Annotated in this window: 7 protein-coding genes; all 7 read left to right on the top strand. The window is 44.4% G+C overall.

Going from position 1 to position 13,124, the window contains the following annotated elements:
- Positions 1-5 precede the first annotated feature (5 nt).
- Positions 6-1,805, top strand: a complete 1,800-nt coding sequence (locus tag IEY67_RS01565; RefSeq protein WP_122353639.1) for a RagB/SusD family nutrient uptake outer membrane protein — start codon at positions 6-8, stop codon at positions 1,803-1,805.
- 109 nt (positions 1,806-1,914) lie between these two features.
- A complete protein-coding gene (locus IEY67_RS01560; RefSeq protein WP_183670257.1) occupies positions 1,915-4,434 on the top strand; it encodes a glycoside hydrolase family 15 protein in 2,520 nt (839 codons plus the stop codon).
- A gap of 33 nt (positions 4,435-4,467) precedes the next feature.
- Positions 4,468-6,654 carry a hypothetical protein gene (locus IEY67_RS01555; protein ID WP_183670259.1) on the top strand — a complete coding sequence of 729 codons (2,187 nt, stop codon included), beginning with the start codon at positions 4,468-4,470 and terminating at the stop codon, positions 6,652-6,654.
- A gap of 13 nt (positions 6,655-6,667) precedes the next feature.
- Positions 6,668-9,253, top strand: a complete 2,586-nt coding sequence (locus tag IEY67_RS01550) for a hypothetical protein (RefSeq protein ID WP_183670261.1) — start codon at positions 6,668-6,670, stop codon at positions 9,251-9,253.
- Positions 9,254-9,275: 22 nt separating this feature from the next.
- Positions 9,276-11,597, top strand: coding sequence for a glycoside hydrolase family protein (locus IEY67_RS01545; RefSeq protein WP_183670264.1), 2,322 nt, complete (start codon positions 9,276-9,278; stop codon positions 11,595-11,597).
- Between the two features lie 237 nt (positions 11,598-11,834).
- Positions 11,835-12,320, top strand: a complete 486-nt coding sequence (locus IEY67_RS01540) for a hypothetical protein (RefSeq protein ID WP_183670266.1) — start codon at positions 11,835-11,837, stop codon at positions 12,318-12,320.
- A 328-nt stretch (positions 12,321-12,648) separates the two neighbouring features.
- Positions 12,649-13,119, top strand: a complete 471-nt coding sequence (locus tag IEY67_RS01535) for a hypothetical protein (RefSeq protein WP_183670268.1) — start codon at positions 12,649-12,651, stop codon at positions 13,117-13,119.
- Positions 13,120-13,124: the final 5 nt, after the last annotated feature.

Genomic DNA, 13,124 nt, shown 5'->3' with positions numbered 1-13,124 from the left:
AAGCTATGAATATAAAAAGTAGTATAGCGTGCGGTTTACTTACGATGGTGCTGTACGGATGTAGTTTGGATTATACAAATACGGGAACGATCAGTCCTGATAATGTATGGACGGATAAAACAATGATCAGTGCTTTTTTGGCTGATATAGAAGGAGGAATGAAACCCGGATGGCCGTTAGGTGATGCCAATAATTCCGATGAAGGGATGAATGGGAATGCATCAATGACCAATTATCAGCGGGGTGAAATATCTGTAGATAATAATGGACAGGGATTAAGCTACGGTAACATTGACAAGATAAACTTCTTTTTGAAGCAAATAGAGAATGTCGATCCTTCCGTTTTGACAGAGGTAGAAAAACGGGAAATGGTTGGCCAGGCTTTGTTCTGGAGAGCATGGGCTTATTGGGGAATGGTCAATGTGATCGGAGGCGTTCCTCTTATTCTTGAACCCCAGGATGTAACGAATGTGGAATCGTTATTCAGATCCCGCAATTCCACATCTGAATGCGTGGCCCAAATCTTTAAGGATCTGGATGATGCTATCTCTATGTTGCCTGATGCATGGACCGGAACAAATTATGGACGTATCGATAAGGGATGTGCGATGGCTTATAAAGGTAGACTGATGATGTGGTGGGCTAGTCCGCTGTTTAACCCTTCCAATAATCAGGAACGTTGGCAAGCTGCTTATGAAACCAATAAGGAAGCACTGGAATTCCTCCGTTCACAGGGGAAAGGTCTTTATCAGGGTAAATTCGAAGATATCTGGTATGATGAGCGTAATTGTGAAGTAGTGATGGTTAACCAGTTTTATTATCCGGATCATACCTTTAATCAGAATCTTATCCGTCCGTTACGACTGACTAAAGATAATCCGAATAATAATCAGGCTATTCTGCCTTTACTTTTGGCCTATCCTAAAAAAGATGGTACGAAACTGACATTGGATATAGACCGTCTGTCTGCCGATCCTGCCTATAATGCTCAATTTGTAGATGAGTTTTATCTGGATCGTGATCCTCGTTTCTATGCAACCATTTTCAGTCCGGGTACTGTTTACCCTGTACCCGATCTGACGGGTGGGCAACGTTATTGGCCGGCTTGGAAGAAAGTGGAAAACCCGGATGATCCGAAAGGCTTCCAATATGCCAGTATGGTAAAAGACCAGTTGGGAGATAGCGAACAGGCTACTAATACCTGTTTCCATCAATTGAAAGGTCTTGATAAAACATTGACGGTTGCCTTAGTAGGAAATGCTGCTGTCGACTGGATTGAAATTCGTTTTGCAGAGGTTCTGCTGAATTATGGCGAGTGTGCGAATGAAGTTGGTAAAACAGCCGAAGCACTTCAGGTATTGTATGATATCCGTAAACGTGCCGGTATTGAAAATAAAGATGGAAAATATGGCATTACCGCTTCTGCGACAAGTGAAATCCGGCAAGCATATATAGATGAGCGTTTTATTGAATTGGCTTATGAAGGTAAACGTTGGGGAGATTTGCGTCGCTGGAAACGTTTCGACATTCTGAACAACCTGAAGCATCGTAACGCCCTTTGGTTGATAGCCGGTAAAGAAGTGGATCCCGCAACTTTCGATTGGACGAACGATATGTCTGATCCGGAAGTACGTAAAATGTTTAGTTTCGATTTTATAGAATGTCCGGAGGGCGATAAATCGGTTTATAAGTTCAATCTGAGTATGAACCATTGGTTCTATCCCATTAAAAAAAATGACCTGGATCGTAATTCCAAGTTGGAGCAGAATAATGAGTGGGGAGGAACATTCGATCCTCTGAAGTAACAGAATAACTTGTTATCTTAGATAGATCAGACTTGAAAATTATGACATGTGGGTAGTACAATGTGATTATCCACATGTTTTTTATGACAGTATGTTTAAATCTAAAATCATGAAAGTAAACAGAATAATCCTATTTTTTATCCTTCTTCTGTTGCAAATGGCAACTATAGAAGCGCAAGAGTTTATTCCTTATAAAAAGGTTATTGATCCTGGTATTGATGATCCGTCAAAACAGTGGTGCTATATGGCTAAATCGACTACTGTGATCGGAATGCCGTTTCAGTCAGAGGAAGCTGGAATAACTCAGGTTACTTACGACGGCTCACTTTATACGACTTTTGCTGAATTGGGCTTTTTTTATGGAAAGAATAATACAGCCCTTATGGCACGGCAGAAAACATTTTATGAAGGTTGGATGCCTATTGTTCAGTACGATTGGAAAGATAACGGTGTACAATATGAACTGGAAACCTTTGCATCTGCCCTTGATGACGGGGAGGTTCTTAATTTCGTGAAAATAAAAATGAAGAATTTTTCTTCCGGCAATCAGGATGTTGACTTTACTTCCGTTGTTAGGGCTTGTTATCCGGATAACAGGGAAGGAATTGTCAAAGGTTTTTCTTCTGATAATGTTTTTGAGATAAGGGATGGAAAAGTATTGCGTGATGGCAAGTTACTTTATACTTTCCCCGCAGGAGCAAAGAATGAAGCCGTTAATGGTGTCCCTTATCGAAAATCTTTCTCAGGAAGTGATTATAACATTAATGAAGAAACGGCAGTTGCTTTAGCACGTTACCATTTCTCGATGAAAAGCGGAGAAGAGAAAGAGTTAGTATTTAAAATGCCACAAGTTCCGGTAGATACCAATCAGATTTCGGTGATCCGGGCAATCGACCAGGCTGATTATTCATTTTACAGGGATCGTACGATTTCCTATTGGAAAGAGAAAGTAGAGAACAAAATCAGGTACGAAATCCCTGAAAAACAATTTCAGGATGGCTTGAAAGCCTCTATTGTTCATTTGTTACTGGCAACACGCACAATAAAAGGTAAGAAAACTGTTACCGACGGTCTTCCTTATCCGAATTTTTTCCTGACCTCTTCTCCAGAACATTTGATGGCTTGCCTGATGATGGGCCTGAATGATTATGCTAAAATGATCATTCTGAATGCTGTATCTTATCAACAACCCAATGGGCGTTATGCCGATATTGCCCTGGAACATGATAATGGTACTCCTCCCGTGGCACAAGGGCATATTATGTATAATCTGGCCAACTATTTCTTTTTTACCCGGGATGTGTCAACGATGAAAGAGGTCTACCCCAGTTTACAAAAAGCAGTGGACTTTATAGCAACGGAAATAGCGAAGAACAAATATGGATTGCTTCCTCCCGCTGTCCCTTATGACAATGAGATGATCGATGGACATTATACCACAAACAATGTATGGGCATTGTTGGGAATAAGGAGTGCCGTCCGCATAGCAAACGAACTGGGAAATAAAAAGGATGCGGATGACTGGTCGGCATTGGAACAGACCTACAGGAAGAATATCATGAAAGGTATAGAAGTTTCCGTCCATGCAGATGGGTATGTTCCTACAGGACTTTATCCTTTTCTTACAGGGAAAGCTGCCCGGCGGGGATTCGATGAATATATGACTAATGCCGATTGGGAAAATATGTTACTGGCTTATCCTTCGGAATTATTATCACCGGATGATCCAATGGTAAAGGGTACGCTTCAGCATATACGAAAAGAATATGCTGAAGGCATCATGACTTATCGGCATGGATTATATCTTCATCAGTATATTACGGCTAATATGATAGAACAATATATGGTCGGCGGTAATACGAAGCAGGCATTGATCGACTTCTATCACATTTTGCTTCATTGCGGTTCTACTTATGAAGGTTTTGAAAATCTGGTGCGTCCCTGGACAGATCGTCAGGTACCTTCTTGTCCCCCTCCCCATGCCTGGGCTTCTTCTAAGATCGCATTTACAATTCGTAATTTTCTTGTCTATGAATATGGCGGCAAGTTTGGCCTGGAACCGGAAGAACGGAATCTCTATCTCTTTTCTGTTCTTTCTCCGGCATGGGTACAGCCGGGTAAACGGTTGGTTATTCAAGAAGCTCCGACAGAGATGGGGACTGTTTCTGCCCGAATGGACTTTAAAGAGGGAGGCGCGACTGTTACTATCCGGAAGAACTTTCAGCAACAGCCGGGGGCTATCCGTATCCGTATTCCTTATTTTAAGAAGTTGGTACGGTTTACGACCGATGCCGGGAAATCGTGCGTGGAAGACGGCTGCCTGGTGCTGAGTCCGGATGTCCGGACTGTTCAGATCGACTGGCAGGATATTCCGATGCGTGGCGTCTCGGAAGAATTGCTTGCCGCTTACCGTGCCTGCACTACTTTCGAAGGAGTCGATGAAAAGGGTTGTGCTATCCTGAAAGAAGGAAAAGCTTTTCTTTTACCCGCAGAAAAGCAGAATAAAGAAGAGATACTTAGTTTTAACCTGGTACTGAAGAACTTCCTGCATGAATTCGACAGACGGCGTGTAGAGAAACTAAAGCAAGGTTATGAACAATATATGATCGACATTCCGTCAATCCGGTAAGATCAGTTTAACTATTTATATCAAATATATTATATGCAAAAGAAACGATTATATCTGTCAATAATTTTCCTGTTGTCCTGTTTGGCTACACTGAAAGCCGGGGAACTGTTCCGGTTTACAACAAAATATATGATTTTGTCCGTAAATGACAAAGGATATATAGAAAGTCTGAAAAGCAAATCCGGTAAAGAGTATATTCCTGAAAAACATATGCCGGCATTCGTGAACCTATATCAGAATGACCGGTTGATTCATCCGGAAGCTGCTTCATATGATGAGAGTGAGGCAGAAATGATACTTTCATATCCGAACGGCTCTGTGGCTAAGGTCAGGATCGACCGGAAAGAAGAATATCTAAGGATGGAACTGCTCTCGGTATCCCCTGCAAACGGTGTGGATAATGTAGTCTGGGGACCTTATAACACGACTATTTCTAAGACACTTGGAGAGATAATCTCCGTAGTGCGCGACGATGAGTTTGCGATCGGCATTATGGCTTTGGATGATAATACGACCAGTGGCCTTCCGTGCAACGGAGATATGTACCAAAGTAGTTATATTATCCATTCTCCGGATCCGAAGAAATATCCATTACCGGACAGCCTGCAGGAAGGACAGCGTTTCCGGATCGGCGGCGACGGTAATAACGATATTGCTTTCTATTCTCATCCGGAAGACTACTACCGGTTCATATTGGGGAATGGGGCAACTTTGGAGCCAGAGTTCGGAACTTCCATTGCTTTGCATGCACGCGACCGTTCGCTTCCCCAGACTATCTTGTATCCTCATTTCAATGATTTTCCGGCAATCAAAGCTCCCCGGCATCTGATAGTAGACACAATCCCGGTCGATTATGTCGGCTCTTCGATAGCCTTTTACGGATGTCCGGACGATAAAGGTTTGAAAGTCATCGAACAAATCGTATTGAACGAAGGTCTTCCTTATGTAACACGGGATGGCATTTGGGTGAAAGACCCGGCTTCATTCCGTACCGATATAGCCTGGTGGGGAGCGCATGACAGTCTGCTGTCTTATGCCAGTCAGTTGGGGATAAAGGCGATCCAGGATGAAGGACTGGGCGAGTACTACGTGAACCCGGCCGACCGCTGGGCAGGAAAGAAGGTGACTTTGAACGGACAAAAGGTAGATATCAGCGAATATACCCGGCAACTGAATATGGAGGGTATTGCTTACGGGTTACATACCTTGACTGAATTTGTACAACCTCATAGCAGTGATGTGCAGCCTATTCCGAATCCGGGTTTATGTACGGTTCTTCGTACACGGATCGAACGGTCTGTCAATGCCCGTGATACATTGATTTGTGTTGCAGATACCAGCTATCTGAACGAGCATGGTGGTTGGGATGACAATGGTACGAATGTATTGCGTCTGGGCAAAGAACTGATTACATATAAAGGGGTGACCACCCGAAAACCTTACATATTGACCGGCGTAAAGAGAGGCGCTTACAAAACCGAGGCGACATCTCATATGGCCGGGGAAGAATTGGTCAAACTACAAATAAACTGCTACCACGGTTTTATTCCCGGAATCCGTTTGCAGGACGAGTACGCCGACTTTTATGCTAAATGGCTGATCGACGGTGGAATGAATTATATCGACTTCGACGGTTATGAAAGTTTTACTTACCAGGGACACGGGCAGTACTCTTTCAAACGTTTTATGCGTAGGATGTTCGATTCGTTCGAGTTGTTGGGCGGCGGTTACCTGAGGGTAATGGGGTCCTGTGTCTTCGAAGGTAACTGGCATTATATGAGTGTTTGCAATATCGGCGGAGGAAATCATATGTTCAACCCTGTGACCAATAAATGGGGCATTGAAGGAAAAGATTTTCGTTATGCTCTCAGGAGTAACTATTTTCCGTGTACCTTCGGTATCCAGAACTTCAATCCGGAATGGACCGTACAGGTTATCGAGAATCTGCAGTCGAAAGCTATTGCCTGGGATGCCACTTATATGCTCGGCTTGAGTGAAGCCGCAGTGGAGAAATGCCCGCGCAAATATGAGTTGTTCAAGGCATTCCGTACCTGGGAAGATGCCCGTATAGCCAATGTGTTTCCCGCCTCTTTAAAAGAAGAGATGCAGAAAGAAGAAAATAAATACCATCTGGAGCGTTTGAACGATAAAACATGGAAAATGTACCGGGTGAATGCAGCCGGTAAATTTATAAAACCGGTAATTTTAAAAGCTAAATAAAACGATATATACCATGAACAAGATCATAGTATTATTCATATTCTCCTTGTTAACCGCATGCAATACTGCACATGTGACCGATCAGAATCCTGCGATTGACGGAGCTGCTGCTTATACCATGCTGTCCGATAATGTAAATGATCCCCAGCGGGAATGGAGTTATAATCCTAAATCGACAACAGTGATAGGTGTACCTTTCACGCCGGCTCCGGTGCAGGTTACCTACGATGGTTCTATTTATACGGGAAATGCCGAACTCTGCTTCTTTTACGGCAGTTCGAACAAGCCGACTGCCGCTTATCAGAAAACATTTTATGAAGGTTGGATCCCTATTGTGGAATACGACTGGCAGGAAGACGGTATCCGGTATGATATGGAAATGTTCGGTTCCTCTTTACCCGGAGAAGATAGTAAAAACTCTGTACAGTTCGTCCGTGTTTCAATAAGGAATGTATCCGATCAAAAGCAACAAGCTATATTTACAGCAGGAACACGTTCCTCCGGACTCGATCATCGGATGGGCGAAGCCGAGTTCTCCGATCAGTTCAATTATCGTTTCGATAAGAATGAATTTGTTCGTGATAACCAACTCCTTTATACTTTTGAAGGAGAGCCGGAAAAGTATGCAACTAAGGATAAACCTTACACAGGTTCTTTCTTGGCAGCTGATTTGGGTATCCAGGTTAATACGGTTACCGGTTTGACACGTTATTCGCAGGAATTGAATCCGGGAGAAAGCTATCAACTGACGTTTAAATTTCCTCGTGTACCTGTCGGTAATCGTGAAACGGCATTTTTGTCGAAGTTGCGTCAGGCCCCTTATTCAGAATCCCGCCAGGCTTGTATCGACTATTGGAAAAAGCGTATTGAAGGTAGAGGATATTTTGTGATACCCGAAGACCGGGTGGAGGATTCTTTCAAAGCCAGTTTGGTTCATCTGATGCTGGCTACCCGGATGGAAGAAGACGGAACCAGGAGGCAGGGAAGCGGACTTCCTTACGATGGCATATTCTTCAATGATTTTATCGACATGCGTCTGATCTATGATGTGGCCGGTCATACCGATTTTGTAGAACTGAATTTCCCTTGGATGTTCAAGAATATAAATGAAGAGGGCTTGTTTGTAGACCCTAGTGTCAGCCATTCGCAGGAAATTATGACTTCACACGGACAAGTTTTGTTCAGTCTCTGCAACCATTTCCTTTACACGCAGAATAGGGCTTTAGCTGAAGAAGTTTTCGGCCCTGTCTGCCAGGCGATCGGGATGATCGAACACGACCATAACAAAGAACCTAACGGACTGGTACGGCCTTCGACCCCTTTTGATGCCGAGATGATCAAAGGGTATTACACAAGCCATAACCTATGGTGTCTATTGGGTTTACGCAGTGCTATTACGTTAGCTGACTATTTGGGAAAAGGCGAAGAATGTAAGAAATGGAAAGAACTGGAAAAGTCCTATTACAATGCGATCATGAAAGGGATAGAAACCAGTGTTCATGCAGATGGTTACGTACCGACCGGCCTGTATGAATACCAGATTGGTGAAGTGGCCCGTAGCGGATTCAAGGAATTTCAAACCGATCAGGACTGGGAAAATATGCTGCTGGTCTATCCGACTGAAATGTTGGAACCGGATGATAGGCGGGTTAAAGGAACCTTAAATCATATCCGTACTCATAAATATAGAGAAGGTATTATGACTTACCGTAACGGTATGCATCTACACCAGTATGCGACGACCAATCTGGCTAATCAATATTTGGCGATCAACGATCAGGAGAAAGCGCTTCTGGATATGTATCATATATTGCTGCATAACGGTTCCACACATGAAGGGTTTGAAAATATGGTAGAACCCTGGTCTGATCGCGATCCGGACCCGGTTCCGGCTCCTCATGCCTGGGCGGCGGCAAAGACTGCTTTGTTGATCCGGAATATGCTGGTACGGGAATATGGGGGAAAGGCCGGTATAAATAAAGAGGAACGTTCACTCTATCTGTTCTCCGGTTTGTCGCCTTCATGGGTACAACCCGGAAAGCAAATAGAGATACGGGATATCCGTTCCGAGTTTGGTAAGATCAATGCTGTAATGACATGCAAACAAGAGGGTGCGGATATCCGTTTAAATTGTGATTATACCAACTTCAAACCTGCTCATCTCTATATGGCTGTCCCTTACTATAAACAAATAGATCAGGTTACATCCGATGCTGGCGAGGTGACAGTGAAGGACGGTTATATGGTCTTTTCGCCGGAAACCAAAGAGATACGGATACGCTGGAAAGATAATAAGCAAAGTGGAAAGAACTATGTCCAGGAAATATTGAAGAGCTATCGGACTGAACCGGGCGTTGCCTGGAAAGATTGTCCGGAAGACAAAGGAGATCGTTCTCCTGCCGATGCCGGTTGCTATCTTATCGTTATTCCCGGTGCTGAAGAAGGATTTCTTACTAAAGAAGAACTGAAGATCGAAGCGGAGCCGCTTAGCTTCGAAGTTGTCAGGAAAACTTTTCTGATGGAGTATGACAGAAGAAGAGGACAGTATCTGCAAAGCGGAAAGAAGTTGTTGGAGATTTATCCTCCGGTAATGGAATAATTGTATTTTTTAAATCAGTATCATGCATAAATATCATTGGTTAATATCAGTTTTGGGATTATTGATATCCGGTTGCACCGCTGAAAACAAGACGAAGCCTTTCTTGAGCTCTTTGGATGGAGGAGCCTTACCTTATGTTTACCGGTATGACGGGAATCGGTTGGAGGAATCTTATCCTTTTCAAAAAGATATCGTACGGATAGATGATGTTACCGTATGGGCTTCGGATATCGATCAGCAAGCGAGCGGTAATGAGGGTGTATCTGAGTTGACATATCGTTTTCAATTGAAGAAAGGGCATATGTCCAATGCCGGAGTAGGTATCGAATTTAAATTTGAAAACTGGGATACATCCAACCAGGTATTTGCTCCGGCAGCCGTCTATAACGGCAACCGGTTCCGGTCGTTGAACATTCCTTATCCGCCTTATATCTATGATAAGAAAGAGAAGGAACCGGATATGCCCGTGACTATTACGCAAGTTCCGCGTTTGTCTGTCCAACCGGAACCTTCCCGGATAGAGATGCTGACCAGTAATTGTACGACTCCTATGTTAAGCTTTTACAGTCCTTCCCGGCAAAAAGGATTTATATTGCTGACGACCCAGGATACCTGGTTAGGCAATTCCGGGTTTACTATCCGGGAAGATCCGGAAGAACATACAGCTTCCTTTATCGTCGCGGCACCCGGTGTGAGGGAAAAGAAGTATGTTATGACGAACCTGGTCGATAGTGAAGACCATGCAATCGATTGGAATGAAGGAGATAGCGTATCAGTGCGATTGAAGGTGTATAATTTTGATGCGTCTTCGTTAGATATATTTTTCGATAGGTTGTTTGAAGTGCGTAAAGCATTATCCGGCAAGAACGAGTATATCGACCGGATGCCGTTCAGCGAAACAGCCTCTGTTATTCTGGATCATCACGACCGGACAAAATGGTTGGATGATGGGCGGTACAAATATATCTGTAACCAACCGGATTCGGACTCTCCTTATGGTCATATCCAAACCGGTTGGAGCGGAATACCGGTCTATGCTTTTCCGCAGGCGATTCGGCCGACACTGCAGCGGGTGGCACGGATCGTTAGCAGTCTGAATATGCTCCGACTGGCACAAGGGAAATCAGGACTTTTCTATGGAATGTTCAAGAAAGGTGAGTTGTTTGGTGATAATTTCAATGAAATGAACGAACGGCGTTCCATAGCCATGATCAGGCGCACAGGATTGGTCTTATACCAAAGTCTGCAAATAGAAGATTTGCTGGAGAAACAAGGCTTTGGTTCGCAGATCGATCCTGAATGGGATAACATGCTTCGGAAAGCGGCAGACGGGTTGGTTACACTTTGGAACCGTTACGGACAGTTCGGGCAGTTTGTAGATGTGGAAACCGGGGAGATGGATATAAACAACTCGACGGCAGGAGCAATAAACATTGCTGCGTTGGCTTTGGCATCCCGGAAATATGGAGACCCCCGTTATCAGGAAGTGGCTGAGGCTGCGGGAAATCTTTATTATGAAAGAGACCTGATGCAAGGATATACCGGAGGTGGTCCGGCCGAGATCCTGCAATGTCCGGATAGTGAATCGGCTGCCGAGTTGGCGGAGTCTCTGACTGTCTTGTACGAGATAACCGGTAAGAAAGAATGGCTGGACAAAGCCCGTTTTGCGGCTGCCATGTTTTCCAGCTGGGTTGTTTCTTACGATTATAAATTTCCGGCTGGGTCGGACCTGGGGCGCATCGGTGCGAAAGCGACCGGTTCGGTTTGGGCCAGTGTCCAGAATGAACACAGTGCTCCGGGTATCTATATCCTTTCGGGTGATTTTTTGTTGAAGCTCTACCGGGCTACCGGCGATGAACGTTATGCGGAACTGCTTAAAGATATTGCCCACAATGTTGTTCAATATGTCACTACTCCCTCCAATCCTTTAGGGCATGGATCGGCCCCCGGATCAGTATCGGAACGTGTTAATTTAAGTGACTGGGAAGGTGTCGGAGGTATTGGAAACGTATCGGCAGGAGATTCTAATATGGCTTGGGAAACGGTGGCATTGCTGTCTATATTGCAGAATCCCGGGATCTATTTACAAACGGATACCGATAAATTACTGGTGCTGGATCATGTGAATGCCCGGGTACTGGAGCGGACAGATAAAGGTACTCTGCTTGAAATAGAGAATCCAACGGATTTTCCGGCGCAGATTGCTGTCTTTGCAGAGACAAAGGTGGAGTCCGGAAAGCCATTGGGATGCAATGCCTGCCTGGAATGGCCGAAGGTAGATGTTGGTAGCAAGGAAAAAATAAAGGTGTTGATTGATAAGAATGGTAATATTTTGGTTCGTTGAAGGCCAGGAAGTAAACGTCGTCAAGCAACTGTATCCATATTCTTTTATCATAATCCTCGATGGAATGGCCCTTTTTGGCGACTCTATAGTGACAAATGCGGGAGGTTGCCTGTCATGACCGCATTGTCACCATATTGTCAACAAAATTAGGGTTATTGTCTTATTTCTTCCTATACTTTTATCGGCTGGTTTTTTGAAGGCATGAGGAGAAAGCGGCTTTCTAAAAATTAGTCGATCATGGAAGAACAGATTACTCATCTTTGCGGTGGTTATTACCGCTCGTTTGCCCGGTTCAAACGCCAAGTAGAAAAAATGGAGGACAGCCGCAGGTTCATCGAAGAATGTGCCCATTTCCTCACCAACAATCCGGATACTGCCGGCGATGAACTCAAGGAACGGTTCACGCGTCTCTTTTTTAAAGCCTACGGCAAGATGCTGGCGGGCGACTGCGGATGCTCGAACCTGGTGTACGATTTTCAACGTATCCGCGTTGTCGAACAAGACTTTTTTCTGGATATGATGCGGGCTGCCGTCGAGATCGGCATGCTCGATTGCTCGCACGACGAACTGGCTGCCGTGCTTTATGCAGGATACAGGACACGGTTTGCGTTAAAAACAATTAAAAACAGGCTGATCACAGAGACCTCCGGGGGCAAAATATTGCAGGAGGCATTGGAGAGAACCTTTGGAAGATATTATTCTGCTAGTAAATCACATAAATAGTAAATAAAAAGTCAAACAAACAGGCCGCTTCTCTCCGAATGTCATATGTACCTACGAAAAAATACCCCAAATCCGTATCTTTCACTTTCCTATCTTTGCCTCTGTGATCTTTTGAAAATCGGACGGAGTCCTTTATAAGATATTTATAATATAATATTTATTATATATAGAGAGATACCGGCGATCGTCCCACCTTTGTCCCGCAAGTATTTTTGAAAGACCGGTAAGTGGCAGAACAGCAAGTATTTATATAGGGTGAATTTTGTCCCGCTCTTGTCCCACGGATTGTCCCGGACGGAATGGGGTTTGTTTAACTAAATTGAAAGATATGAAAAACACGGAAAATCAAGGTATTATACCTGAAAAAAAGAGAAAAGGCTTCCTGCGTGTCCCCAACGAGTTACTGGACGACCTGTATTCGGACGACCCGGTGTTGAGAAAGAAGGCGCGTGTTTACCTGTGCCTCTTGCGGCATGCTTTTTTTGTGGACGGCGTCATTACGCTCTCGCGTAAGAAAATCCCCTGTCGCCGCGGTGAATGGATCACGACCCTACGGCAGTTGGAAGAGAAGACCGAAGTGCCGAAAACGCTGGTGAGCCGCCTGCTGGCGAAACTGGCGGACGAAGGTTGTATCCGTGTCAGGCGCCTCGGACGGTTTACGCAGGTGCAACTGTTGCATTTCGATGAACCGGTAGTGGCGAAGGCTGCGAAAAGTACGGATGGCCCGAAATCGCCTCCTGCTGCCTCACCCGCTACGTTAGCTCTTACCCAACGTCCTAATTATAAACGCTTTGAATAATAATC

Origin of the sequence: Parabacteroides faecis, from assembly GCF_014647375.1 — a bacterium.
Lineage (GTDB): Bacteria > Bacteroidota > Bacteroidia > Bacteroidales > Tannerellaceae > Parabacteroides > Parabacteroides faecis.
The sequence above is the reverse complement of the archived record's forward strand: the minus strand, read 5'-3'. Positions and strand labels throughout refer to the sequence as shown.